Origin of the sequence: Microbacterium sp. JZ31, assembly GCF_016805985.1 — a bacterium.
Taxonomy (GTDB): domain Bacteria; phylum Actinomycetota; class Actinomycetes; order Actinomycetales; family Microbacteriaceae; genus Microbacterium.
The window spans coordinates 1,073,742-1,098,471 of sequence record NZ_CP017661.1; the positions used below are offsets into that span (position 1 = coordinate 1,073,742).

The following is a 24,730-nucleotide window of genomic DNA, read 5'->3' on the forward strand; positions in this document are numbered from 1 at the left end:
GGAGGATGATCCTCCGGGCCCGTTGTCGTCGAGGGAGCGGCCGCGTCAGCGCTTGCCCCGCTTCAACGCGATGTCGACCCACACGAGACGGTGGTCGCTCGACGGGAAGGGGTAGACGCCCGTCAGCGCGGACAGCGGATCGGCCTGCACGGGCCAGAACACACCCGAGCCGGACACACGCAGGTCGCGCGAGGGCAGGACGTAGTCGGCGCGGAGGTTGCCCGGCGCGGTGTCGGCGAAGTCGGCCGTGTCGTAGCGCGGGTCGGCGCGGTGCGTCGTGTTCGCTCCGGCCTGCAGCCTCGCCGCCTCGACCGCTCCCTGGGACGACGGGCGCGGGTCCTGGATGCGGCGGTTGTGGAGCAGCTGGTCAATCGCCGCGTCGACCGAGTCGCCGTCGAGCGGATCGGCGTTCTGATCGCCCACGATCACGAACGACGCGGAGGGGGAGAGACCGCCGCGACGCCCCTCGTCGTCGTACATGTAGCGTCCGGCGCGCGGCGTGACGTAGTCGGACCAGAAGCGGATCTCGTCGTGGTTGCGGGCGCCGTTGCGGTCCTCCGCGCCGTCGAACGTCGGCGGCGTGGGGTGCGACGCGAGCACGTGCACGGTCTCGCGGCCGACGCGCACGGGCACGTCCCAGTGCGACTTGCTCGACAGCGGCAGCACGGCGAGCTCCTCGGCCGTGTACCAGTCGGCCGGTGCGGGCGTGGCCGGGTCGTCGGGCAGCAGCGCTCCGGGCATGTCCTTCCACAGGAAGTGCTGGAAGGTGCGGACCTCGTCCGTCACGATCGGGTGCTTCGACAGCACGAGCATCCCGTACTGGCCGGGGAAGGCGCCGAAGCCCAGGGCGTCGTCGCCGCCCGAGACCGTGCCGTCGTTGTTGAGGTCGAAGCCGCTCGGGACGCCGGTGTTCGACGGCGCCACGAACGCGTAGGGGTACTCGGCGGCGCGGGCGCCGTTCTGACCGACCTCGAGGTAGTTCTCGCGGAACAGGTCGGCGGCCTCGCCGCCCTCGACGTAGTCGAACTCGTTGAGGAGCACGACGTCGGGCTGGGCGCGCTGGATGATCTCGGCGACCGTGCGCGCCTGCGGATCGGCGCCGGTCGAGAGATCCCTGACGAGCTGACCGGGCTCGTTGCGGTTGAGCGACAGGTTGTAGGTCGCGACCCGCAGCGACCTGTCGCGGTCGCCGTGGTGGCCGTGGCCGCCGTCCTGACGGTCGGTGGGCGCGGGCGACGCGCCGAGGGCCGGGGCGGCGGTGCCGAGGGCGAGCGCCACGGTCGCGGCTGCCGCGATGAGGCCGCGGGTCTGGGTGCGCAAGGGCATCGGTGCTCCTTCGTGAGTCATTGTCGCAGGGGGTGCCCACGCTAGGAGGCGCGGGTGACGGCGAAGGAAACGAGGCATGGGCAGTTCTGCCCGCCGGCGACGGACGACGAGAGGCCCGGAGGACGATGTCCTCCGGGCCTCTCAGACGGTTCCGCCTTGCGGCGGATGCGTCAGCCCGCGTGCGTCATGGAGAGCAGGTCGAGCTTCTCGTCGAGCTGAGCCTCGGTGATCTCGCCGCGCTCGACGTAGCCGAGGTCGATCACGGCCTCGCGGACCGTGATGCCCTTGGCGACCGAGTGCTTGGCGATCTTCGCGGCCGCCTCGTAGCCGATCAGCTTGTTGAGCGGCGTCACGATCGACGGGCTCATGCCGGCGAACGCGGCGGCGCGCTCGAGGTTCGCCTCGAGGCCCTTGACGGTCTTGTCGGCGAGCACACGCGAGGCGTTCGCGAGCAGTCGGATCGATTCGAGCAGCGCGGTGCCCATCACGGGGATCGCGACGTTGAGCTCGAACGCGCCGGACGCGCCGGCCCACGCCACCGTGGCGTCGTTGCCGATCACGCGCGCGGCGACCATGAGCACGGCCTCCGGCACGACCGGGTTGACCTTGCCGGGCATGATCGACGAGCCGGGCTGAAGGTCGGGGATGTGCAGCTCGCCCAGGCCCGTGTTCGGCCCCGAGCCCATCCAGCGCAGGTCGTTGTTGATCTTCGTGAGCGACACGGCGATCGTGCGCAGCGCGCCCGAGGCCTCGACGAGGCCGTCGCGGTTGGCCTGCGCCTCGAAGTGGTCCTTCGCCTCGGTGATCGGCAGGCCGGTCTCGGCCGCGAGCAGCTCGATGACCTTCTGCGGGAAGCCCAGCGGCGTGTTGATGCCCGTGCCGACGGCCGTGCCGCCGAGCGGCACCTCGGCGACACGGGGGAGCGCCGCCTCGACGCGCTCGATGCCGAGGCGCATCTGGCGGGCGTAGCCGCCGAACTCCTGGCCCAGCGTCACGGGCGTGGCGTCCATCAGGTGCGTGCGGCCCGACTTGACGGCGTCCTTCCACAGCTCCGCCTTCTCCTCGAAGGCCTTCGCGAGATGGTCGAGTGCGGGGACCAGGTCCTGGATCAGCGCCTGCGTCACGGCGACGTGCACGGAGGTGGGGAAGACGTCGTTCGACGACTGCGACGCGTTGACGTGGTCGTTCGGGTGCACGTCGGCGCCGAGCTTCTGCGTCGCGAGCGTGGCGAGCACCTCGTTCATGTTCATGTTCGACGACGTGCCGGATCCGGTCTGGTACGTGTCCACGGGGAAGTGCGCGTCGTGCGCGCCCGACACGACCTCGTCCGCCGCGGCCGCGATGGCGTCGGCGATCGTGCCGTCGAGCGTGCCGAGATCCTTGTTCGCCAGCGCGGCGGCCTTCTTGATCCGCGCGAGCGCGGCGATCTGGGTCGACTCCAGGCCCTTGCCCGAGATCGGGAAGTTCTCCACCGCGCGCTGGGTCTGCGCGCGGTAGAGCGCAGACGCGGGCACGCGCACCTCGCCCATCGTGTCGTGCTCGATGCGGTACTCGATCTCGGTCACTTCTTCGTCCTCCGGATGCGGTTGAGGGTGGATCGGTTCGGTCGGGTCGGCGTCACGCGGCGTCGTGCGCGGTGCCCAGGATGACGTCGGGCACGACCGTGCCCTCGGCCAGGCGGTAGTTCGCGCCGACGACTGCGAGGCGTCGCTCGGCGACGGCGGTCGTGATGATCTCGGAGCGCTGCAGCAGGGCCGACACGGTGTCGCGCAGGTGCTCGCGGCCGACGGAGTCGGCGTCGACGGTCTCGGGCGTGACACCCTCGGCGGCGCCGGCGCGCAGCACGCGGCGCACGGCGGGCACGATCGGTGCGATCAGGCGCCAGATCGTGGGGGGCAGCGGGGGCGCGTCGGCGTGCGTGCTCTCGATCGCGGCGCGCACCGCACCGCACGCGTCGTGGCCGAGCACGACGATGAGCGGCACCTTGAGCACCTCGACGGCGTACTCGAGGCTGCCGACGATCGAGTCGCCCACCACCTGGCCCGCGTTGCGCACCACGAACAGGTCGCCGAGACCGAGGTCGAAGATGATCTCGGCCGACAGACGGGAGTCGGAGCAGCCGAACAGCGCGGCGCGCGGGGTCTGAGCCGCGGCGATGTCGTGACGGCGCTCGACGTCCTGATGGGGGTGCTCGGGTTCGCCGGCCACGAAGCGGGCGTTCCCCTCGAGCATCGTCTGCCAGGCCTCGTCGGGCGTCATCTGCGTCATTCGCTCTCCTCCATCAGCGCGCGCACGTCCGGCGCGACGATCTCCGCCGCCTCCGCGGTCTTCTCCGGGGTCGACGACCCGTACAGCAGGATGTGGTCGGGCCCGGCCTGGGTGCCGAGCGCGTACGTGACGTTGCCGTTCTCGCCCGGGTCGACCTCGTACACCTGCCACGTGATGTCGCCGATCACGAGCTCGTCGGTCGGCGCGGAACCGCCGAGGACCTGCGCGGCCCACGTCTCGTCCGCACCGAAGCCCTGCGCGAAGCGCAGGAAGCTTTGATCGGCGGGCAGGTAGACGATGTGCCACTCGGCGCCTTCGAACTGGGCCTGATTGACGGTCCAGCCGAGGTCCTCGGGCACGGCGGGCACGATGACGGTCGGGAACTGGGACCCGGCCTCGGCCGCGACCTGCGCGGGATCGATCGTGGGGCGGGGCGCCGGCTCACCGCGGGGCACGGCGAAGAAGATCACCAGGACGATCGCGAGCGTCGCGAGCAGGGCGACGACGAGGTTCCGGAAGTTCTGGCTGTCGCGGTACGCCTTCGAGTTCGCGGCCTTCCGCACCGCCGTCTCCTCGGCGGTCTCCGGGCGGCCGAGCTCGGCGACGACGCGCGGTTCCTTGGCCATCAGGCGTCGCCTTCGGTGTCGCCCGCGGCCTGAGCGGCCTCGAGGCGGCGCTTGGCGCCGCGCAGCCACTCGTCGCAGCGGGCCGCGAGCGCCTCGCCGCGCTCCCACAGCGCGAGCGAGTGCTCGAGGGTGGGCGCGCCCTGCTCGAGTTCGCCGACGACGCGGACGAGCTCGTCGCGCGCCTGCTCGAACGAGAGGGTGGCGACGTCCGGGAGCGAGGGGTCGGCGATGTCGGAGGTCACGGGATCCATCCTACTTTCCGGCGTTTCCCGCCGCCGCCGGTCCGCCGGCAGCGGACGACCGGCCCGCGCTCGTCGGTCCCTCCGCGACCTCGCCCGTGGACGTCGCCCCGAGCGATCCGCGCTCCAGCGTCACGACGATCCGCGTGCCGGCGGGCGCCTGATCCGCGTCGCGCAGGATGACGCCGCCGTCCGCGTGCGCGATCGCGTAGCCGCGCGCCAGGGTCGCGGCTGGGGACAGTGCGCGCAGCGACGCGCGCAGCTCGGCCGTCCGCAGCAGCCCCTGCTCGACACGGCGCTCGGCGAGGTCGCGCCCGCGGCTGACGAGCTGCCACACGTCCTGCGTGCGCGTGCGGATGAGGTGCTGGGGCGAGCGCAGCGAGGGGCGCGAACGCAGCTGCTCGAGCTGGGCGATGTCGTGCGAGATGCGCTGCGTCAGCCGCATCGTCAGGCGCGAGCGCAGCTGCGCGACGATCGCGCGCTGCTCTCCGACGTCCGGCACGACGCGCTTCGCCGCATCCGTGGGGGTCGAGGCGCGCAGGTCGGCCACGTCGTCGAGCAGCGGGTGATCGTTCTCGTGCCCGATCGCGCTCACGACGGGGGTCTGCGCGGCCGCGACCGCGCGCAGCAGGCGCTCGTCGCTGAAGCCCAGCAGGGTCTGCGGGTCGCCGCCGCCGCGCGCGATCACGATCACGTCGACGTTGGGGTCCGTGTCCAGGCGCCCCAGAGCCGCGAGCGTCTCCGGCACGCAGCGGTCGCCCTGCACGGCGGCGTACTCGGTGCGGAAGCGCACCTGCGGCCAGCGCAGCTCGGCGTTGCGGTGCACGTCCTTCTCGGCGTCGCTGCGCTCGCCCGTGATGAGGCCGATGCAGTGCGGCAGGAACGGCAGCGGCTTCTTGCGCGACGGGTCGAACAGCCCCTCGGCGCGCAGCTGCGCGCGCAGCTTCTCGAGACGTTCGAGCTGCTCGCCGAGCCCGACGTGCCGCATCGCGGACACCTGGAACGAGAAGTCGCCGCCGCGCGGATAGAAGTCGGCCTTCACGCAGGCGATCACGTGGTCGCCGACCTTCAGATCGGCGGGCATCCGGTTGCGCGCGCTCGACCAGATGCGGATCGAGATCTGGGCGTCGCCTTGCAGGTCCTTCAGCCGGGCGTAGACGGCGCCTGCGCGCACGTTCCACGACGTGATCTCGCCCTCCACCCAGACGGATCCCCAGCGCTCGATGAAGCCCTTGATCGTCTGGTTGAGGCGATGGATCGACGTGGGTGCGGCGGGCGTGGAGTCACGGGGTGCGACGCTGTCGGGCGGCGGCGCCTCGCCTGCGACGGCGACGGGCTGGAACGACGTCATGCCACCTCTTGCTTCCGGACGGGCGGGAACTCGGGCCGCTCGGGCCCCGTACAGGGGGCCGACCGTAGAATCGAGATGTGAGCGCCACCGCCATCTCGTTGCCCGTGCCCGCCGTCCCGGCACGCCGTGCGCAGGTCCGTCGCGAGCCCCTACAGGATATCCCGGTCCCCGGACAGAAGCGGGTCCTGCTGGCGGCTCCCCGCGGGTACTGCGCGGGCGTCGACCGCGCGGTCGTCGCCGTCGAGAAGGCGCTCGAGCGCTATGGTGCGCCCGTGTACGTGCGCAAGCAGATCGTGCACAACATCCACGTGGTGACCGAGCTCGAGGCGAAGGGCGCGATCTTCGTGGAGGAGGTCGACGAGGTGCCGGCGGGTGCGCACGTGGTCTTCAGCGCGCACGGCGTCTCGCCCGCGGTCGTCAACGCCGCGTCCGACCGCGGCCTGCAGGCGATCGACGCCACCTGCCCGCTCGTGACGAAGGTGCACCGCGAGGCCGTCCGCTTCGCGCGCGATGACTACCAGATCCTGCTCATCGGCCACGATGGCCATGAGGAGGTCGAGGGCACGGCGGGCGAGGCCCCGGACCACGTGACGATCGTGAACTCGCCCGAGGAGGCCGACACGGTCGAGGTCGCCGACCCGAATCGGGTCGTGTGGCTGTCGCAGACGACGCTCTCGGTGGACGAGACGATGGAGACCGTGCGCCGCCTGCGCGAGCGCTTCCCGCAGCTGCAGGATCCGCCGTCCGACGACATCTGCTACGCGACGCAGAACCGCCAGGTCGCGATCAAGAAGGTCGCCCGCGAGGCCGATCTCGTGATCGTGGTCGGTTCGGCGAACTCGTCCAACAGTGTCCGGCTGGTCGAGGTCGCGCTCGAGCACGGCGCCAAGGCCGCCTATCGCGTCGACTACGCCGACGAGGTGCGCCAGGAGTGGCTCGAGGGCGTCGAGACGGTCGGCGTCACGAGCGGGGCATCCGTGCCCGAGGTGCTCGTGCAGGAGGTGCTCGCCGAGCTCTCCGGCGCCGGCTACCGCGACGTCGAGGAGGTGCGCACGGCGGAGGAGGACCTGATGTTCTCGCTGCCGAAGGAGCTGCGCCAGGACGCCAGCGGCCGCCGCGACGCTCGCGCGATCGGCGGCCGGGGCCGGGCGTGACGCCGCGCCCTCCGCGAGCGAACTGAGCGAGGCGAGCACGTGACCGATTCGGAATCCGCGGCGATGTCGGGGGACAGGCCGCGACCGCAGTACGGCGAGTACGCGACACCCGAGGAGCAGGCCGCGCGCATCCAGCAGCCGCTTCCGCCGCTGGCGCCGGTCGCGCCGCCCGCTGCGGCGGAGCCCACGCCGTCGCGCCGCGCGCTGACGCCCGGCCGGATCCTCGACCGCGCGGTCGCGATCGGGCTGCTCGTCTACGGCGTGCTGAGCCTGGTGAGCGCGATCCCGGCGACGCTGGATCCCGCGCCGCTGCTCACCATGCTGGGTCTCGACGCGGACGAGGTCGGCCTCACCGCGACCGGAGCGTGGGGGATCGCCGCCGCGATCACGCTCGTTTTCGGCTGGCTGGTGACCGCATGGGCGACGTATGCCGCCCATCGCCGCGGCTGGGTCGTGTTCTGGATCCCGTTCGTGGGCGGCTTCGTGTTCAACGCGATCTCGGCCATCCTCATCACGGCCGCGCTGCTGTCGGACCCGGCGGTGCTGGACGCGGTGATGCGCCAGTCGGGCGCCTGATCGGACGCCGGAAACCGACCTGATCGCGGGATCGCCGACCCGTCGGCGACGAACCGGGCCCGGCTCCCGCCAATCCGCGGGTGCGTGGGTCAGACTGAGAGGCGATGAGTCCCCTCAGCCGCAAACGCCGCCTGCGCCTCGCGCGCTTCGGCCTCTTCATCGCGCTGGCGGTCGGGCTCGGCGCCGGCATCACGACCTTCGCGAACTCGGCCGTCGGACCGCAGGATGCGCCGCAGGCGGTCGCGGAGGAGCGCGCGGTCGCGCAGGCGACGCTGCCCGCGCTCGACACGGCCGACATCCCGTGGCCGGCCGAGGGCGCCGCGGCCGTGGCGGTCGGCGACGGCGAGACGCTCACGCCGTCCGACGAGGTGCACGCCATGGCGAGCGTCACGAAGCTCGTCACCGCGCTCATGGTGCTGGATGCGAAGCCGCTCGCGCCGGGAGAGCCCGGCCCGGAGTTCCACTTCGTCGAGAAGTGGAACGACTCGTACGAGGAGTACCTGGCGCGTGACGAGTCGGCGCTGCCGGTGCCCGCCGGCGGTTCTCTCACGCAGTACCAGCTGCTGCAGGGCATGCTGATGGGCTCGGCCTGCAACTACGCGGACATCCTGGTAGAGGAGATCTGGGGCGACGACGCGGCCTTCGCCGCCGCGGCGTCCGAGTTCCTACCCGCGCACGGGATCGAGGACATCACGGTCGTGGAGGCGACGGGCATCGACCCGGCGAACACCGCCACCCCGTCGGCCCTCATCGAGCTCGGAAAGCTGGCGCTCGCGGATCCGGTCATCGCCGAGATCGTCGCGACGCCGGAGATCGAGCTGCCCGGGGCGGGGCTGGTCGAGAACACGAACGACCTGCTGACGGATCCGGGCGTGGTCGGGATCAAGACCGGAACGCTCGACGGCAGCAACCTGCTGTCCGCGAAGGACATCACGGTCGGAGATCAGACCGTGCGCGTCTACGCGGTCGTGCTGTCGCAGGCAGACGACGAGGCGCGCTTCGTCGAGTCGCGCGCGCTGTACGCGGCCGTCGAAGCGCAGCTCACCGCCGCCGGCTGAGAGACGGCCCGCGGCTGGGCGGAACGGTGGCTGGGGCAGGACGGCGCGCTGGGCTGATCCCACCGGCCCGAAACGTCGGATGCCCCGGAGCCGCGCGGCTCCGGGGCATCCGTTCGTGAGGTCGTCAGCGCTGCGACTGGCCGTACGAGCCGAGCTGCTTGGTGGCCTCGACCACGCGGGCGGCCATCGCCGTCTCGGCGACCTTGCCCCACGCGCGCGGGTCGTACTGCTTCTTGTTGCCGACCTCGCCGTCGACCTTCAGCACGCCCTCATAGTGGGAGAGCATGTACCCGGCGATCGAGCGCGTGAACGCGTACTGCGTGTCGGTGTCGATGTTCATCTTGATGACGCCGTTGCCGACCGCGGTCGCGATCTCCTCGTCCGTCGAGCCGCTGCCGCCGTGGAAGACGAGGTCGAGCGGCTTCGCGTCCGTGCCGAACTGCTCCGCGATGCCCTCCTGGATCTCGCCCAGCAGCTCGGGACGGAGCTTGACGCCTCCGGGCTTGTAGACGCCGTGCACGTTGCCGAAGGTCAGGGCCGAGATGTAGCGGCCCTTGTCGCCCAGCCCCAGCGCCTCGACGGCCTTCGCGACATCCGCGACCGTCGTGTACAGGGCCTCGTTCGAGCCCTCGTGCTTGACGCCGTCCTCCTCGCCGCCGACAACGCCGACCTCGATCTCGAGGATCGCGTTGATGTTGTGCAGGCGGGGGAGCAGCTCGCTCGCGATCTGGATGTTCTCGTCGAGCGGCACGGCCGAGCCGTCCCACATGTGCGAGTGGAAGATCGGCGCGCCGCCGGCCTTCACCTGCTCCTCGGAGGCCGCGAGGATCGGCAGCAGGAAGCTGTCCAGCGCGTCCTTGGGGCAGTGGTCGGTGTGCACCGCGACGGTGATGTCGTACGACGCCGCGACGCGCTTGACGTACTCGGCCATCGCGATCGCGCCCACGGCACGGTTCTTGACGGTGTGGCCGGCGAAGTAGTCGGCGCCACCGGTCGTGACCTGCAGGATTCCGTCGCTGCCGGCCTCCTGGAGACCCTGCAGAACCGCGTTGATCGTCTGCGAGCTCGAGACGTTGATCGCCGGATACGCGAAGCCGCCCGCCTTTGCGCGGTCGAGCATCTCTGCGTACTGATCCGGGGTGGCGAAGGCCATGTCTGCTCCTTGGAGTCGTTCGACGGATTCGCCGCCAGTCTAGAGAAACTCCGGGGTTCATGCCGTTCGTGGGCGTCGCTGCGACGCCTGCTTTGCGGTTTTGGAAAGAAGCGGTGATCCTGCGGGCGACACGCGCGCAAGTCCGCGTTCGGATCGCAATACGCTCGCCTTATGCAGACCGCCGACATGTCCCCGCTCCACCCCGACAGGAACATCGCCCTCGAGCTGGTGCGTGCCACGGAAGCGGCCGCCATCCGTGCCGTGCCGTTCATCGGCCGCGGCGACAAGGAGGCGGCGGACGGCGCGGCGGTCGACGCCATGCGGGCCTTCCTGGCGACGGTCGAGTTCGACGGCGTGATCGTGATCGGCGAGGGCGAGAAGGACAACGCGCCGATGCTCTACAACGGCGAGCACGTCGGCACGGGCGAGGGCCGCTCCTACGACATCGCGGTCGACCCGATCGACGGCACCTCGCTGACGGCCGCCGGCCGGCAGAACGCGCTGTCCGTGATCGCCATGTCGGATCGCGGCACGATGCTGGACGCGTCGAGCGTGTTCTACATGGACAAGCTCGTGACGGGTCCCGCGGGTGTCGGCGTCGTCGACATCCGCCTCCCGATCGGCGAGAACGTCCGCCGCCTTGCGAAGGCGCTCGACAAGCCCGTCGACGAGGTGGTCGTGTCGGTGCTGAACCGTCCGCGTCACGAGAAGCTCATCCAGGAGATCCGCGAAGCGGGTGCGGGCACGCGCCTCATGAGCGACGGCGATGTCGCGGGCGGCATCAACGCGGCGCGCCACGACGCCCGCACGGACATGTGCGTGGGCGTGGGCGGCAGCCCCGAAGGCATCGTGACCGCGTGCGCCATCAAGGCGCTCGGCGGCCACATCCAGGGCCGCCTCTGGCCGCGCGACGACGAGGAGCGCCAGAAGGGCATCGACGCGGGCCTCAAGATGGACCACGTCTACGAGGCGGATGATCTGGTCGCCGGCAACAACACGCTGTTCGTCGCGACGGGCGTGACCGACGGTCAGCTCGTCGCCGGAGTGCGACGCCAGGGCGACTACGTCTACACCGAGAGCGTCGTGCTGCGCAGCCACTCCGGGACGCTGCGTCGCGTCTCGTCGGATCACCTGACGTCGAAGTGGCTGTGACCGCAACGGGGTGAGCTGCCCGCGCCACGCCGGAGCGTGTGATGCACCTGTGACCGATTTCGGAGGTTCCGTCTGGGATGATGGGCGAAGCGGAATGTCCGACACAGCAGGGGGCGAAAAGGCATGTCAGTACAGAACGCGCCGGTTCAGCACGTGCCTGAGCGCAGCGCCCCGCAGCCGGTCTACCCCGATCCGGCCCGTCGTCCCGACGTCCTGCTGCGCGTTCGGCGCGCACCCGGCCAGGAGCCGAGTGCCTGGTGGTTCGTCGGTGCGTTCGTGGGCTTCTCGGGCGCCGTCACGGCGCTGCTGAGCCTCATCCCCGGCTGATCGCCTCGCTCTCGTCGTCCGCCGTCGTCGGATCCGCGGGCGCGAGCCGTGACTGATCCAGTCGCAACGCGATCGACTCGGTCACGGCGACGTCCTCCTCAAGACCTGCGAGCAGCTCCGGCGCCGCCATGCGCCGCGTGGTCGCGTGCAGCGGACGCGGCTCGGGCGTCGCGGCGAGCTTCGTCTCGTCGATGCCGGGGAACTGCCGGGCCGTGACGAGTACGCGCGACTCGAGGGATCCCGCGAACTTGTTGTAGCTGTCGACGGTGCGCTCGATCGCCCGGCGCAGGCCGTCGGCGTGCTGCGCGAGCGTGCCCAGGCGCTCGTACAGCTGATTGCCGAGGGTGAACAGGGTGCGGGCCTCGTCGGACACCTCCTGCTGCGTCCAGGCGTAGGCGACGGTCTTGAGCACGGCCCAGAGGTTGACGGGGGAGGCAAGGGCGACCCGCTTGGAGAACGCGTACTCCAGCAGCGTCGGATCCTCGTCGAGCGCCACCGCCAGGATCGACTCGCTCGGCAGGAAGCAGACGACGAACTCGGGGCTCGACGGCAGCCCCGCCCAGTAGGCCTTGCGCGCGAGCGCGTCGACGTGACCGCGCACGGCCTTCACATGCTGCTTCAGCAGCTCGCGGCGCCGGCGCGCGTCATCGCCCGCTGCCGAGTCGGGGATCGCCGCGGCGTCCAGGAACGCATCGAGCGGCGCCTTGGCGTCGATCGCGATCGCCTTGTCGCCCGGCAGGCGCACGACCATGTCGGGTCGGCCGGAGCCGTCTTCCCCCGCCAGCACGGTCTGCGTGTCGAAGTCGACGTGCCGGACGAGGCCGGCCGACTCGACGACGCGGCGCAGCTGCGTCTCGCCCCACACGCCACGCGCCGTCGTCGATCGGAGGGCGCCCGCGAGTGACTCGGTCGTCGCCCGCAGCGCCTCGTCCGACGCGTGCGCACGGCGCAGCTGCTCGGCGATGGTGCCGAACTGGCTGTGCCGCTCGCGTTCCATCTCGTCGACCCGCTGCTGCATGCGGTGAAGGCTCTCGCGCACGGGGGAGAGGGCGGTGAGCACCGCGCTCTCGCGTCGTGCGCGCTCCTCCGTCTGCGCGCGCTCCGCCTGCGCGTGCGCGATCGCGTCACGGCGCAGATCCTGCTCCCGCTCGAGCGCCTCGCGCAGCCCGGCGACCTCCGCGGTGCGCGCCGCGAGCGCAGCGGCGTCGCGTGCCGCGCGCCCGGCGCGCGCGAACCAGCCGATCGCCGCGCCGGCGAGCAGCGCCACGATCACGAGCAGGAGGAGAAGTGCGTCCATGGGCCCATCATGGACGGCACCACGGACATCCGTTCGGCGGCCCTCCACGCCCGCACAATGCAGGAGCCGACACGCCGCACCGACGGGGCACCACCCGGACCGCGGACGCGCCGACCGTTGCGGCGGCGGGGAACTCCTGCGTTGTGCAGAAGGAGAGCGTCAGCGAATCGCTGACAGGCGCCTCTCGAGCAGTGCTCTCACGGCAAAACCCAGCACCAGCGGCACAGCGATCAGGAGGATGTACTGCACGGGCAGCGGCTCGATCAGTGCCGGCTCGATCAGGATCAACGAACTGCCGAGGATGACGACCAGCAGCCGGACGAGCGTCCACGTCCGCGATGCGGCCGGTGCGCCGGGGCGTGCTTCTCGGTCGTCCTGCCGCGGTGGTCTGAGGCCGCGCAGCCAGGCGCCGAGCAGCAGCGACGCGATCGGCAACGCTCCTGCTGCGAGAGCGAGCATGAAGTCCACGGTCGAACCCTATGCCCCGCTGCGCCGGTCGTAAGCGCGCCGTTGGGTGCTGCGGCGCAACTCCTGCGTTGCGCGAATCGGCGCGCCGGGAGGAGAGCGACTTCAGGCGGCGACGACGGCCGGCTCGATCCGGCCGATGCGGGCGCCGATCAGCGCCGACAGGGTGTCCACGTCCTCGGCGCCGGAGATCCGGGCGGCGTCGATCAGGATGTGCGCGCACGCGAGGGCGTCGGCGACCGCGTCGTGGTGCGCGAAGCCGGCGAAGCCCGCGGCCTCCGCCGCGACGGGGAGCCGGTAGGACGGCAGGCGATAGACCTTCCGCGCGACCTGCAGCGTGCACGCGTAGCGGTAGGCGGGCAGGTCGTACCGCGTGACCTCGCAGGCCGCGCGCAGCACGCCCATGTCGAAGCTGGCGTTGTGGGCGACGAGCACGTCGTCCTCGGCGAACCCGATCAGATCCTCGATCTGCTCGTCCCAGCCGAGCGCGTCGATGACGTCCTCCGCCGTGATGCCGTGGATCCGCGTGTTCCACTCGAGGAACTCGTCGTGTCCCACCGGTGGGCGGATGAGCCACCCGGCCGTCGCGATGACCTTGCCGTCGCGCACCTTCGTAAGCCCGACCTGACAAGCGCTCGCCCTGGATCCGTTCGCCGTCTCGAAGTCGATCGCCGTGAAGTCCAGAGCCACGGATCGAGTCTGCGCGGCGGCACGACGGAGCCCCGGCAGGCGCGCCGCCGGGGCTCCGATCGAGCGGGTCAGTCGCCCGAGGTGTGCACGCCCTCGGCCTCGTCGGCCTGGTGGATGAGCCTGCGCACCCACGGGCTGACGGCGAACAGCGCGACCGCGAACACCGCGGCGACGACGCCGGTCCAGCCGAAGTACGCGACGTCCGAGACGCCCTCCGTCGCTTGCACCACCTGGGCCGTGATGGCGGACCCCGCCGCCGGGGCGAGGAACCACAGGCCCATCGCCTGGCCGCGGAACGCCTTGGGCGCCAGCAGCGTCGTGGCGGCCAGGCCGACGGGCGACAGGAACAGCTCGCCGATCGTCTGGATCACATACACCGAGATGAGCAGGACGGCGGGCGCCTTGCCGTCGCCCGCGAGCCACGCGCCGCCGGCCAGCACGACGAAGGACACGGCCGCGAGGGCCAGGCCGATCGCGAACTTGTACGGCACGGCCGGCCGGTCGTGGGTCTTCACCCAGATCCATGCGAACACCGGCGCGAGCACGAAGATCACGAACGGGTTGATCGACTGGAACAACTCGGCCCCGAACTGCCATCCGAAGATGCTCAGGTCCGTCCGCTCGTCGGCGAACGTCGTCATGGTCGTGGCCGCCTGATCCAGGATCATCCAGAACAGCATCGCCGCGATGAACAGCGGGATGTACGCGAGCAGGCGGCTCCGCTCGGGGGCGGTGACCTTGGGGGAGCGGTACATCAGCGCGAACGCGACGACGGGGGCGACGAGGCCGACGTAGCTGAGCGCGTCGATCAGGGCGTCGAGGCCCCAGCCGCCCTGGATCAGCGACGCGAGGAGAGTGAGCACCGCGACGCCGGCGAGGATGAGGGCGATCATCCGGACGACCTTCGGCACCTCGGCGCGCGGGATCGGATTGGGCACGACGTCGCCCTCGGCGGACAGCAGGCGGCGACCGCCGATGAAGAAGGCCACCGCGAGGGCCATGCCGATCGCCGCGACCAGGAAGCCGGCGTGGAAGCCGAACGCCAGGCGCACGGGCATGATGATCAGCGGCGAGAAGAACGAGCCGAGATTGATGCCCATGTAGAAGATCGAGAACGCCGACTGGCGGCGGGCGTCGTCGCGGGCGTAGAGGTCGCCGACCATCGTCGAGACGTTCGACTTGAGCAGGCCCGTGCCGACGGCCACGAGGACCATGCCGAGGAACGTGAACGTCGCGCCCGGCAGGGCCAGGCTGACGTGGCCGGCCGCGATGACGACGCCGCCGTACAGCGTCGCGCGGCGCGATCCCATGATGCGGTCGGCGAGCCATCCGCCGACGATCGTGAGCAGGTAGACGCCCGTGCCGTAGATCGCGACGAGCGCCTGGCCGGTGGTCTCGTCGAGTGCGAGACCGCCCTCCGCCAGCTCGGCCGTGAGGAACAGCAGCAGGATCGCGCGCATGCCGTAGAAGCTGAAGCGCTCCCACATCTCGGTCGTGAAGAGCGTCAGCAGACCGAGCGGATGACCGAAGAAGCGCCGATCCTCGTGGGGATTCTGCGCGGCGGCGGTCCGGCCGGTAGTTGGGGCACTCATCATTCCAGAATCGCACGCGGACCTCCATGGATCCTCCGAGCGGCCGCCCGCCGGGCCGGCCCGGGTGAGAGGGCCCGCGTAGACTGGACTCCCGTGGCTCTTACCATCGGAATCGTCGGCCTTCCCAACGTCGGCAAGTCGACCCTCTTCAACGCCCTGACCAAGAACACGGTGCTCGCCGCGAACTATCCGTTCGCGACGATCGAGCCGAACGTGGGCGTGGTGGAGCTGCCGGACCCGCGCCTCGACCGCCTTGCCGAGATCTTCGGCTCGGCCCGCATCCTTCCCGCTCCCGTCTCGTTCGTCGACATCGCGGGCATCGTGCGCGGTGCGAGCGAGGGCGAGGGTCTCGGCAACCAGTTCCTCGCGAACATCCGCGAGGCGGATGCCATCGCGCAGGTCGTGCGTGGATTCTCCGACTCGGATGTCGTGCACGTGGACGGCAAGGTCGATCCGGCGTCCGACATGGAGACGATCAACACCGAGCTGATCCTGGCCGACCTGCAGACGCTCGAGAAGGCGATCCCGCGTCTCGAGAAGGAGGTCAAGGGCAAGAAGGCCGACCCGGCCGTGCTCGAGGCCGCCAACGCGGCGAAGGCCGTGCTCGACACGGGCAAGACGCTGTTCCAGGCCGGCTTCGACGTGACGCCGATCCGCGAGCTCGGACTGCTGACCGCGAAGCCCACCCTCTTCGTCTTCAACGTCGACGAGGGCGTGCTGACCGACGAGGCGCGCATGGCGGAGCTCGCCGCGCTGGTCGCGCCGGCGAAGGCCGTGTTCCTCGACGCCAAGGTCGAGTCCGAGCTGATCGACCTCGACCCCGAGGAGGCGCTCGAGCTGCTGCAGTCGCTCGGACAGCAGGAGTCCGGCCTCGACCAGCTCGCCCGCGTCGGCTTCGAGACGCTCGGCCTGCAGACGTACCTTACGGCCGGCCCCAAGGAGTCGCGCGCCTGGACGATCCGCAAGGGATGGACCGCCCCGCAGGCGGCCGGCGTCATCCACTCCGACTTCGAGCGCGGCTTCATCAAGGCGGAAGTCGTCTCGTTCGCCGACCTCGACGAGGCAGGGTCCATGGCGGAGGCGAAGTCCAAGGGCCGCGTCCGCATCGAGGGCAAGGACTACGTGATGGCCGACGGCGACGTGGTGGAGTTCCGCTTCAACGTGTGACCGCGTTTCCATTCAACGTCTGAGGCAGTGCGCCGGCGCTGTGCCTCACTCGCTCTAGAGTCGGCTCATGAACGAGCACTCCGAACAGGCGATTGCTGATCTCAAGGTGTTGGTGGACCGCCACGGATGGGCCGTTCGACATGTGCTTGCGGATGCAACGACAACGCAGGCCGCCTTCTCCTACACTGTCGGACTCACGTCGCGCGGCTGGCCTGAACTGGTGATCACCGGATTGCCGACCGACGTCGCGCACGCCTTCATCTCGAACGCTGTGGACGTTCAGACGGAAGAGAAGTGCTTTGTGGCAGGGGAGCGAATCAGCGCCCTCACTGAGTCGGGAGACGTGATGTTCATCACCGCCGAGGACGTCACGGGCATGACGGCTGCAACCGCGATCGTGGGCGAGTTCCGCGCGCTGCAGCTTGTCTGGCCGGATTCCACCAATACGTATCCCTGGGAGCCGGGCTATCGCAACCCGCACGAGGCGCAACCGCTGCTCGGAACCATGCCGACTAGTGCCTGACCCGCAGACGTTTCTCCGCTTCGGAGCGTGGTGGAGTTCCGCTTCAACGTGTGAGGTCCGACGGAAGATACGGCTCGTTGGGCAGGATCTTCGCATCGGATCGGCGAAGCCGTTCTCCGCTGAAACCGGCGGATCGGCGGGAGCGGCTGGTCACCTGAGTGCTCCGCGCGTAGCCTGAGGCTCCGCGAGAGGAGGATCACGATGCCCGCCAACAGCCACGACATCGCGCCCCACCACGTCCCAGCGCTCGACGAGTCGACCGTCCCGGAGCTGGAGGAGGACGAGACGACCGCACCCCGGCCAGAAGAGGAGATCGCGGACGTTCTCCGGGCAGAGCCGGACGTCGCGGATCACAGCGGCCGCAGCGAGTGACGCGGGCATCAAGCACGAGACCTCGCATGCTCGCTGGACTTGCAGAGGTGGCTGGAACCGCGCTGGGCGGGTTCTTCTCTCTGCTCCGGCGCATCCGTCATCCGCGCCCCATCCATCCGCGCGGGCTGGTGCTGACGGGGCAGGCGACCTGGATTCGCGACGCGGCGCCGTCAGCCGTCGGCTGGATCGACGACGTCCGGGGAAAGCCGGTCGAGGTGACCGCGCGGCTGTCCCGAGGAGTCGGGCTTCCCGACAATCTGCCCGACGTGCTCGGCCTCGCCCTGCGACTCCACGACAACGATCGGCATGCGGACGTGCTGTTGTCATCGACCGGCATCGGCTTCCCGTTCCGGTTCGTACTCGTGCCCCGGCGCTCGGCTACGGGCGCGACCTTCGGGAGCCTGCTGCCGTACCGCTCGTCGCGGGGGCCGGTGCTGATCTGCGCTCGGAGCGTTCCCTCGCGGGTGCTCCCCGCGGATCTCGAGGGTCTGCGTCGGTCGCTCCAGGAGCAGCCGTGGCAGGTCCGGCTGTATCACGCGGCGCCGACCGGCAGGTGGCATCCCTTCGCAGACGTCCTGCTTCGACCGGCTGCCGAGCCGGACTCGGCCGAGCTGCGTTTCGATCCGGTGGGGCATCCGCTCCCCGGGTACACCACCTACTCCTGGGTCCGCCGGTTGCGCGAGCCGAGTTACCGGGCAGCGCAGCGCGGGACTTCCCGATAGGCGGAGGGGCGACGTAGGCCGCGAGGGGCATGCCAGAGTAGCGCTGTGAGACCGGGTACACGCACCCTCGACTCGATCGAAGAATTCCTGGAAGCAGGGCGCGCGAGCGATCTCGGCCGGATGCTCGCGTCCGTCGAGCCGAGCGACCGGCGCGCCACATGCAAGCGCCTGACCGGCAAGGCCGAAGCCATCCTGAGCGCGAGCTCGGGCTCGACGGTCGCCTCGTGGCTGCGCGATCTGCGGGAGGACTATCCCGGCGGACACGAGCAGTTCGTCGACGCCTGGACAGGAAAGTTGAGTACCGGGCATTGGGATGCCGCCACCACCGTCCTGCTGGGCTCGAAGACGGCCGCTCAGGCGGCGAGAGTATGGCCGATCCCTCAGGACCGATCGTTCGCACGGTGGGTCTACCCGGCGTTCTTCCCGAATGACATGAAAGCGATCGTCGAACGGTGGTCGGCGGATTTCGCAACGAACCCCAAGCACTGGGATCGCAACAGTGGTCGAGCCGTGATGTACGAGTGGATCGAGGGCGGCCTCGTCGAGGGCCCACATCACGACGGCGCCGTCTTGATGCTGGTCGGTGGCTGGGCCGCTCGGCCGGGGAAGCGGCTGTTGCGATGGCTGCTCGACAGGCCGAGGACCACCGCGGAGCTCTTCGCGCGCATCTTCTCCACGCCGGGCGTCAAAGGCGCTTCTCTGGAGCAGATCGACCAGGCCGAGGGCGACCATCCGATGCGGACAGTGGTGGTGCCCGGGCTCGTGAAAGCCGGCGTCTGGAGCCGGGAATTCGTCATTCAGGGGGTGCAGTCGGCCTTGAGAAGTGATCTGCCCGCCTATCAGCGCCGCTGGTTCGTCCGGCTGGCAGCAGACCTGGACGCGTGATTGTCGCGTAGGACGATCGCGGCGGGGGGGGGAATCCCCCTCCGGATCGTCGGACCGAAGCCGAAACGAAGGACCGGATTCACGATCTGGTCCTTCGTTTCGATGTTCCTCCTCGTGTCGGGCGCGACGGGCGGAGGTGAGGCCGCGGCCCGCGGAGGAACGAGCCGGTTCCTGCCCGCGCCGATCCCGTCCAATCCGATCGGCGCAGGCCACCGAACTCCCTGTAAGCGCCGCCTCCACGGGGCGCTCCGGCTCCAGCACCAGGAGACGGAAGGAAGAGCCCGACCGGGCTCCCAACCAGGGAGAAACTCATGCTCAACAGCACCAAGCACATCACTGGAGGGCTCGCACTGTTCGCGGTGTCCGCACTGGCACTGACCGGATGTTCGATGGGAGCGGGCGGCTCGGCCGAGGAGTCGAGCGAGTCGACCGCGCCGTCGACCGCGCCCTCGTCGGAGGCGCCCAGCGAGGACTCGATGGACGAGACGATGGACCCCGCCTCCAACCTGGTGGGCCCCGGCTGCGCCGACTACGCCGAGCAGGTTCCGGACGGTGCCGGGTCGGTCGAGGGCATGGCGCAGGATCCCGTCGCCACCGCCGCGTCCAACAACCCGATCCTGACGACGCTGACCGCCGCGGTCAGCGGTGAGGTGAACCCGGACGTGAACCTCGTCGACACGCTCAACGGCGACGAGTTCACCGTGTTCGCCCCCGTCGACGACGCCTTCGCGGCGATCGACGCGGCCACCATGGAGACGCTGTCGACCGACGCCGACATGCTCACGTCGATCCTGACGTACCACGTCGTGCCCGGCCAGGTCATGCCCGACGACATCGCCGGCATGCACACCACCGTGCAGGGCGCCGACCTCGAGGTGACCGGTGAGGGCGACGAGCTCATGGTCAACGACGCCATGGTCATCTGCGGCGGCGTGCAGACCGCCAACGCGACGGTGTACCTGATCGACTCCGTCCTGATGCCGCCGGCATCCTGATCCGGGGACGGATCGCGGATCTGATCGGGGCGGTCGCCGGCGTCGATGCCGGCGGCCGCCCCGCCTGCGAAGGGGGAGGGGCATGACGCGGATGTCGAAGGCCGGCAGGATCTGGTGGCCCGCGCTGGCGGGCGTGATCAGCGCGGGTGTTCTGCTCGCGATGAGCGAGCTGGTCGCGCTGCTCGTCGCGCGGGAGGCCAGCCCGATCCTCGCCGTCGGCTCGTTCGTGATCGACGTCGTGCCGCAGCCGGTCAAGGAGTTCGCGATCGCGGCGTTCGGGGCGCTCGACAAGGTCGCGCTGCTACTCGGTCTCGCCCTGGCGGTGGTCGTGGCGGCGAGCATCGCGGGTCTGCTCGAGGCGCGCTGGCGCTTCTCGGGCGCCGTCGTGCTCGGGATCGGGGCCGCGCTCGCGACGGCCGCGATCCTCACCCGCTCCGGGGCGAGCGGGTTCGCCTGGCTGCCGCCGCTCATCGGGGCGATCGCGGGCATCGCGGTTCTGCTCCTCCTGATGGACCGCTACCGGCGCTGGGCGACGGCGCCGGCAGAGCGCGGGGATGCGGAGGGAACCGCCGACGAAGCCGCGCGGTTGGGCCGCCGCTCCTTCTTCACCCTCGCGTTCGTCGCGGCGGGGACGGCCCTCGTCGTCGGCGTCGGCGCGCGCGTCGCGAACGTCGCGACCACCTCCGTCCAGGCGATCCGCGACGCGCTGCGGCTGCCCGCGCCGCGCGCGACCGTCACCCTGCCGGAGGGCGCCGAGCTCGACATCCCGGGCATCAGCCCGCTCATCACCCCCAACGCCGACTTCTACCGCGTCGACACCGCACTCACCGTGCCGGCGATCGATCCCGGCACGTGGCGCCTCGTCGTCGACGGCATGGTCGACCGGCGGATCGAGCTCACGTTCGATCAGCTGCTGGAGATGGGCCTCGACGAGTACGTCATCACCCTCACGTGCGTCTCCAACGAGGTCGGTGGCGAGCTCGTCGGGAACGCGCGCTGGCTGGGCGTGCCCATCCGCGACGTTCTGCGGCTCGCCGGTCCGCAGGGCGACGCCGACATGGTGCTCTCACGCAGCGTCGACGGGTACACGGCGAGCACGCCGCTGTCGTCCCTCACCGACGACGGCATCGACGCGATCCTCGCCGTGGGCATGAACGGCGAGCCGCTGCCGCTCGAGCACGGCTTCCCCGTCCGGATGGTCGTGCCCGGGCTCTACGGATACGTGTCGGCCACGAAGTGGCTCACGGAGCTGAAGGTCACGACCTTCGCCGCCGACGAGGCGTACTGGACGCCCCGCGGCTACAGCGCGGAGGCGCCGATCAAGTTCTCCTCGCGCGTGGACACCCCGAGGCCGGGCAAGCGCGTGACCGCGGGACGCACGCCGATCGCGGGCGTCGCCTGGGCGCAGACGGTCGGGATCGAGCGCGTCGAGGTCAGCATCGACGACGGCGCATGGCAGGAGGCGACGCTCGCCTCGCCGATCAACAACGACACGTGGGTGCAGTGGTACCTCGACTGGGATGCCGAGGCCGGCACGCACTACGTCGCGGTCCGCGCGACCGACAAGGACGGCAACCTGCAGGTGGAGGAGAAGGCGCCCATCGCGCCCGACGGGTCGAGCGGCTGGCACCGCGTCCTCATCTCGGTCGAGTGACGGCGGCGGTGCCCCGATCTCCGGAGAAGAGCCGAACGGGAGGATGGATCGTCCCGCACGATCCTCCGTTTCGGCTGCTCTCCGTGGATCCGGATGACCGGGACCGCGTCAGCGATCCTCGGAGGGTGTCTCAGGGGCCGAATGAGCCGCGTCGCGGCGCATGCAGACGAGCCGCGGGCGCGCATCCCAGGACGCAACCCGGACGAAGCCGCGCGACTCGTACAACCCGATCACGCCCGCCCGCCAGTCCCACACGGTCAGCGTCACCGGTGCGGCTCCCGCCGCGGCGATCGCCGCGTCGAGGAGGGCTGACCCGACGCCACGCCCGCGCACGCCCGGCGACGCCCATAGCCTCTTGATCTCGGCGGACGCGGCCCGCGGCTTCAGCACGGCGACGCCGACGACGGTGTCGTCGAGCTCGGCCACGAGGATCCGGCAGCCCGTCAGGGCGTCGGCGGGGTTCTCCACCTCGCGGCGATAGGCCGCGGGAAGGTCGCCCGAGGCGGAGAGCCGGCCGGCGCCCCGCTCGCTCTTCTCGATCTCGGTCTGGACGAGGTAGTCGCGCAGGGCCGCTCCCACCGCCTCGGCGTCGGAGGGGCCTGCCTCGCGGACGACGGGTGGCGGTGTCGCGACGGTCACGATCGGATTCTCCCACCGGCGCGCCTGCGCCCGTGGCGCGGGCCCGGGTTCACATCGCGCATGATCGAGGGAGGGGCCGCCGACGGGTCTAGCCGCTCGCCGAGCCGGGCCCGTCGACCGAGCACGATCCGACACCTCGAGGAGATCCCGTGAACAAGCCCGCGACCGTCGCCGGCACCCTGCTGGCCGCTGCGGCGGCGCTCACGGCGTGTGCCTCAGGCACGCCCGCAGTGAGCGCGAGCGGTGCGAACGGGATCCAGCTGCCGCCCACCAGCGGGGTGTTCGACTACCAGCTGGGCGAGATCGCCGACCGCGTGGATCTCGGAGACGGTCCGGCCGAGATCGACGTCGTCGTGCGCGACGCGACGGCCGAACCGCTCGAAGACGCCTACAGCGTCTGCTACGTCAACGGCTTCCAGACGCAGCCGGCCGAAGCGGCGTTCTGGCTGTCGCAGGACGACCTGCTGCTGCGCGACGCCGGCGGCGACCCGGTCGTCGATCCCGACTGGCCCGACGAGTACATCCTGGACCCCAGCACTCCGGACCAGCGGGCGGGCATCCTCGAGGTCGTCGGCCCGATCATCGACGGCTGCGCGACGGACGGCTTCGACGCCGTGGAGATCGACAACCTCGACACGTGGACACGCTTCGACGAGATCGACATGACGGGCGCGCACGCGCTCGCCGCGGCGTATGTGGAACGGGCGCACACCGCAGGGCTCGCCATCGCGCAGAAGAACGCGGCGGAGATGACGCCGCTGCTCCACGACGAGCTCGGCTTCGACTTCGCCGTCACGGAGGAGTGCGGCGCGTGGGCCGAGTGCGCCGCCTACACCGAGGAGTACGGCGCCCACGTGCTGCAGATCGAGTACCCCGACGCGCTCGAACAGCACGCCGCGACGTTCGGCGAGGTGTGCGACCAGCCGGACCGCGCGCCGCTGGCGATCCTGCGGGACAGGGCGCTCGTCGCGCCCGGCTCGGCCGGCTACGTCTACCGCGCCTGCTGACGCAGGGTGTGGTGCGATGCTCGGCGGCGGTCCGAGGCCGATACGGTGAGCCGCATGGATGCCACAGCGCTGTTGCGTGCCTACGACGACCAGCTCCGCACCGACGCCGAGACGCCCAGCGCGATCCGCGTCACGAGGTTCGGGCCGCTCCGGCTCGTCGAGTTCTCCGGTGGTCGAGGTCTCATCTCCTACCGCGACCTGGACGGCGCCGACGCGCAGCGGATCGGGCGGCTCGTCGCCGGCGCGCTCGCCTACTACGAGGCCGACGCGTCCATCGCCAGGATCGAGTGGAAGACGCGCGGCCACGACGAGGCGCCCGGACTGCATGATGCCCTCGTCGCGCGCGGTTTCGTGCCCGATGAGGCCGAGTCGATCATGATCGGCGAGGCCGCAGCGCTCGTGTCCGACGTGCCGATTCCCGACGGCGTCACGCTGCGCAGAGTGCGCGAGGAGCACGACGTGCGGGCGATGTGCGCGATGCAGGATCGGGTGTTCGGAGGCGAGGTCTCACCGGAGTACGCGGAAGCGATCCTTCGCCGGCTCGCACGCGGCGACGGCATGGAGCTGTGGGTCGCGGAGGCGGACGGCGAGATCGTCAGCGCCGGGCGGCTGGAGCCGGTCGCCGGTACGGAGTTCGCGGGCGTCTGGGGCGGTGCGACGCTCGAGCGCTGGCGCGGCAAGGGCATCTACCGCGCGCTGACCGCCGCCCGCGCGCGTTCGGCGCTGGCGCTCGGCAAGACCTACGTGCACAGCGACTCGACCGAGTACTCGCGCCCGATCCTCGAGCGCTCGGGCCTCGTGAAGGTCTCCACGACCACGCCCTACGTCTGGCGGCGCTGAACCGCGGACGACCCGGGCAGGACGAGAGCCGGGAATCGGTTGCGCGCTCCACCCAACGGCGGGACCATGCGGCATGGGAACCCTCAGCTACACGGCGACCGTCTCGATCGACGGGTACGTCAACGACGCGACCGGCGACTTCAACTGGTCAGGGCCGAGCGACGAGGTCTTCCAGCTCCACGTCGAACGCATGGCGGCGGTGTCGACCGAGGTTCTGGGGCGCAACACCTTCCTGCTGATGCAGTACTGGGAGACGGAGCCGGAGGACGACTCCTGGGGCGAGGACGAGCGCGAGTTCGCGCGGCGCTGGCGGAGCCTGGATCGGATGGTGGCGTCATCGACGCTCGCGCCGGAGGACGTCCCGCCGGACCGCGGACGGCTGATCCGTCATCTCCGCCTCGCGGATCTCCGCGACATCGTCGAGGAGGCGCCACGCGAGGTGGAGATCTTCGGACCGACGACGGCCGGGGACGCCATCCGCGCCGGGATGGTGCGCGACTTCCGGTTCTTCATCGTGCCGAAGGTCGTCGGAGGCGGTCTGCGGGCGCTGCCGCAGGACGCGCGGCTCGACCTCCGGCTCGTCGAGCAGCGCACCTTCGACAACGGCACCGTGTACCTGCACTACCGGTCCTCCGAGGCGTGAGCCCGCGCC

Annotated in this window: 27 protein-coding genes; 15 read left to right on the forward strand and 12 right to left on the reverse strand. The window is 70.7% G+C overall.

Going from position 1 to position 24,730, the window contains the following annotated elements; all coding sequences use genetic code 11:
* Positions 1-45: 45 nt before the first annotated feature.
* From BJP60_RS05095 to xseA, 6 genes are all read right to left on the reverse strand, one after another.
* Positions 46-1,326 carry an endonuclease/exonuclease/phosphatase family protein gene (locus tag BJP60_RS05095; RefSeq protein WP_203137986.1) on the reverse strand — a complete coding sequence of 427 codons (1,281 nt, stop codon included), beginning with the start codon at positions 1,324-1,326 and terminating at the stop codon, positions 46-48.
* A gap of 170 nt (positions 1,327-1,496) precedes the next feature.
* Positions 1,497-2,891, reverse strand: coding sequence for a class II fumarate hydratase (locus tag BJP60_RS05100; protein ID WP_203137987.1), 1,395 nt, complete (start codon positions 2,889-2,891; stop codon positions 1,497-1,499).
* 52 nt (positions 2,892-2,943) lie between these two features.
* Positions 2,944-3,594, reverse strand: coding sequence for a carbonic anhydrase (locus BJP60_RS05105; RefSeq protein WP_203137988.1), 651 nt, complete (start codon positions 3,592-3,594; stop codon positions 2,944-2,946).
* On the reverse strand, positions 3,591-4,220 hold the full coding sequence (locus BJP60_RS05110; protein WP_203137989.1) for a DUF4245 family protein: 630 nt from the start codon (positions 4,218-4,220) through the stop codon (positions 3,591-3,593). The genes BJP60_RS05105 and BJP60_RS05110 overlap by 4 nt, the downstream gene beginning before the upstream one ends.
* Complete coding sequence (locus BJP60_RS05115; RefSeq protein WP_203137990.1) at positions 4,220-4,471, reverse strand: exodeoxyribonuclease VII small subunit; 252 nt, start codon at positions 4,469-4,471, stop codon at positions 4,220-4,222. The genes BJP60_RS05110 and BJP60_RS05115 overlap by 1 nt, the downstream gene beginning before the upstream one ends.
* 1 nt (position 4,472) lies before the next feature.
* Complete coding sequence (gene xseA / locus BJP60_RS05120) at positions 4,473-5,810, reverse strand: exodeoxyribonuclease VII large subunit (protein ID WP_203137991.1); 1,338 nt, start codon at positions 5,808-5,810, stop codon at positions 4,473-4,475.
* Between the two features lie 77 nt (positions 5,811-5,887).
* On the opposite strand from xseA, the gene BJP60_RS05125 reads away from it, so the two are divergent.
* The 3 genes from BJP60_RS05125 (at position 5,888) to BJP60_RS05135 (ending at position 8,598) form a co-directional block, all read left to right on the forward strand.
* Entirely contained in the window at positions 5,888-6,964 is a 1,077-nt protein-coding gene (locus BJP60_RS05125) for a 4-hydroxy-3-methylbut-2-enyl diphosphate reductase (RefSeq protein ID WP_203137992.1), read from the forward strand.
* 39 nt (positions 6,965-7,003) lie between these two features.
* On the forward strand, positions 7,004-7,540 hold the full coding sequence (locus BJP60_RS05130) for a DUF6264 family protein (RefSeq protein WP_203137994.1): 537 nt from the start codon (positions 7,004-7,006) through the stop codon (positions 7,538-7,540).
* A gap of 104 nt (positions 7,541-7,644) precedes the next feature.
* Positions 7,645-8,598 (forward strand): hypothetical protein, encoded by a 954-nt coding sequence (locus BJP60_RS05135; RefSeq protein ID WP_203137996.1) that lies wholly within the window; start codon positions 7,645-7,647, stop codon positions 8,596-8,598.
* A 124-nt stretch (positions 8,599-8,722) separates the two neighbouring features.
* Here the strand turns inward: BJP60_RS05135 and fbaA are convergent, their stop codons facing one another.
* A complete protein-coding gene (gene fbaA / locus BJP60_RS05140) occupies positions 8,723-9,751 on the reverse strand; it encodes a class II fructose-bisphosphate aldolase (protein WP_203137997.1) in 1,029 nt (342 codons plus the stop codon).
* Positions 9,752-9,922: 171 nt separating this feature from the next.
* Between fbaA and glpX the strand changes: the two genes are divergently transcribed.
* Together glpX and BJP60_RS05150 are read left to right on the forward strand one after the other, a co-directional pair.
* Positions 9,923-10,903: a class II fructose-bisphosphatase gene (glpX, locus tag BJP60_RS05145; RefSeq protein ID WP_203137998.1), complete on the forward strand. Its 981-nt coding sequence runs from the start codon at positions 9,923-9,925 to the stop codon at positions 10,901-10,903.
* A gap of 123 nt (positions 10,904-11,026) precedes the next feature.
* The gene (locus BJP60_RS05150) at positions 11,027-11,230 is read left to right on the forward strand and encodes a hypothetical protein (RefSeq protein ID WP_238439570.1); all 204 of its coding nucleotides are present in this window, start codon (positions 11,027-11,029) and stop codon (positions 11,228-11,230) included.
* Here BJP60_RS05150 and BJP60_RS05155 read toward each other — a convergent pair.
* From BJP60_RS05155 to BJP60_RS05170, 4 genes are all read right to left on the reverse strand, one after another.
* The gene (locus tag BJP60_RS05155; RefSeq protein WP_203137999.1) at positions 11,217-12,527 is read right to left on the reverse strand and encodes a DNA recombination protein RmuC; all 1,311 of its coding nucleotides are present in this window, start codon (positions 12,525-12,527) and stop codon (positions 11,217-11,219) included. The genes BJP60_RS05150 and BJP60_RS05155 overlap by 14 nt on opposite strands.
* Before the next feature lie 159 nt (positions 12,528-12,686).
* On the reverse strand, positions 12,687-12,995 hold the full coding sequence (locus BJP60_RS05160; RefSeq protein ID WP_203138000.1) for a hypothetical protein: 309 nt from the start codon (positions 12,993-12,995) through the stop codon (positions 12,687-12,689).
* Positions 12,996-13,097: 102 nt separating this feature from the next.
* The gene (locus BJP60_RS05165; protein ID WP_203138001.1) at positions 13,098-13,682 is read right to left on the reverse strand and encodes a 3'-5' exonuclease; all 585 of its coding nucleotides are present in this window, start codon (positions 13,680-13,682) and stop codon (positions 13,098-13,100) included.
* 68 nt (positions 13,683-13,750) lie between these two features.
* Positions 13,751-15,274: a peptide MFS transporter gene (locus BJP60_RS05170; protein WP_238439571.1), complete on the reverse strand. Its 1,524-nt coding sequence runs from the start codon at positions 15,272-15,274 to the stop codon at positions 13,751-13,753.
* A 93-nt stretch (positions 15,275-15,367) separates the two neighbouring features.
* On the opposite strand from BJP60_RS05170, the gene ychF reads away from it, so the two are divergent.
* From ychF to BJP60_RS05205, 7 genes are all read left to right on the forward strand, one after another.
* Positions 15,368-16,441 (forward strand): redox-regulated ATPase YchF, encoded by a 1,074-nt coding sequence (gene ychF / locus BJP60_RS05175; RefSeq protein WP_203138003.1) that lies wholly within the window; start codon positions 15,368-15,370, stop codon positions 16,439-16,441.
* A gap of 67 nt (positions 16,442-16,508) precedes the next feature.
* Positions 16,509-16,964, forward strand: a complete 456-nt coding sequence (locus tag BJP60_RS05180) for a DUF4262 domain-containing protein (RefSeq protein WP_203138006.1) — start codon at positions 16,509-16,511, stop codon at positions 16,962-16,964.
* A gap of 201 nt (positions 16,965-17,165) precedes the next feature.
* A complete protein-coding gene (locus BJP60_RS05185; protein ID WP_203138007.1) occupies positions 17,166-17,336 on the forward strand; it encodes a hypothetical protein in 171 nt (56 codons plus the stop codon).
* A gap of 128 nt (positions 17,337-17,464) precedes the next feature.
* The gene (locus BJP60_RS05190) at positions 17,465-18,058 is read left to right on the forward strand and encodes a hypothetical protein (protein WP_238439572.1); all 594 of its coding nucleotides are present in this window, start codon (positions 17,465-17,467) and stop codon (positions 18,056-18,058) included.
* Between the two features lie 45 nt (positions 18,059-18,103).
* Complete coding sequence (locus BJP60_RS05195) at positions 18,104-18,943, forward strand: hypothetical protein (protein ID WP_203138010.1); 840 nt, start codon at positions 18,104-18,106, stop codon at positions 18,941-18,943.
* 311 nt (positions 18,944-19,254) lie between these two features.
* Positions 19,255-19,938, forward strand: a complete 684-nt coding sequence (locus tag BJP60_RS05200; protein WP_203138012.1) for a fasciclin domain-containing protein — start codon at positions 19,255-19,257, stop codon at positions 19,936-19,938.
* A gap of 82 nt (positions 19,939-20,020) precedes the next feature.
* On the forward strand, positions 20,021-21,592 hold the full coding sequence (locus tag BJP60_RS05205; protein ID WP_442923406.1) for a molybdopterin-dependent oxidoreductase: 1,572 nt from the start codon (positions 20,021-20,023) through the stop codon (positions 21,590-21,592).
* Positions 21,593-21,700: 108 nt separating this feature from the next.
* Here BJP60_RS05205 and BJP60_RS05210 read toward each other — a convergent pair whose 3' ends face one another.
* A complete protein-coding gene (locus tag BJP60_RS05210) occupies positions 21,701-22,231 on the reverse strand; it encodes a GNAT family N-acetyltransferase (protein ID WP_238439573.1) in 531 nt (176 codons plus the stop codon).
* Between the two features lie 149 nt (positions 22,232-22,380).
* Between BJP60_RS05210 and BJP60_RS05215 the strand changes: the two genes are divergently transcribed.
* The 3 genes from BJP60_RS05215 (at position 22,381) to BJP60_RS05225 (ending at position 24,721) form a co-directional block, all read left to right on the forward strand.
* Positions 22,381-23,238, forward strand: coding sequence for an endo alpha-1,4 polygalactosaminidase (locus BJP60_RS05215; protein WP_203138014.1), 858 nt, complete (start codon positions 22,381-22,383; stop codon positions 23,236-23,238).
* 54 nt (positions 23,239-23,292) lie between these two features.
* On the forward strand, positions 23,293-24,078 hold the full coding sequence (locus BJP60_RS05220; protein WP_203138015.1) for a GNAT family N-acetyltransferase: 786 nt from the start codon (positions 23,293-23,295) through the stop codon (positions 24,076-24,078).
* Between the two features lie 73 nt (positions 24,079-24,151).
* Complete coding sequence (locus BJP60_RS05225; protein WP_203138017.1) at positions 24,152-24,721, forward strand: dihydrofolate reductase family protein; 570 nt, start codon at positions 24,152-24,154, stop codon at positions 24,719-24,721.
* Positions 24,722-24,730: the final 9 nt, after the last annotated feature.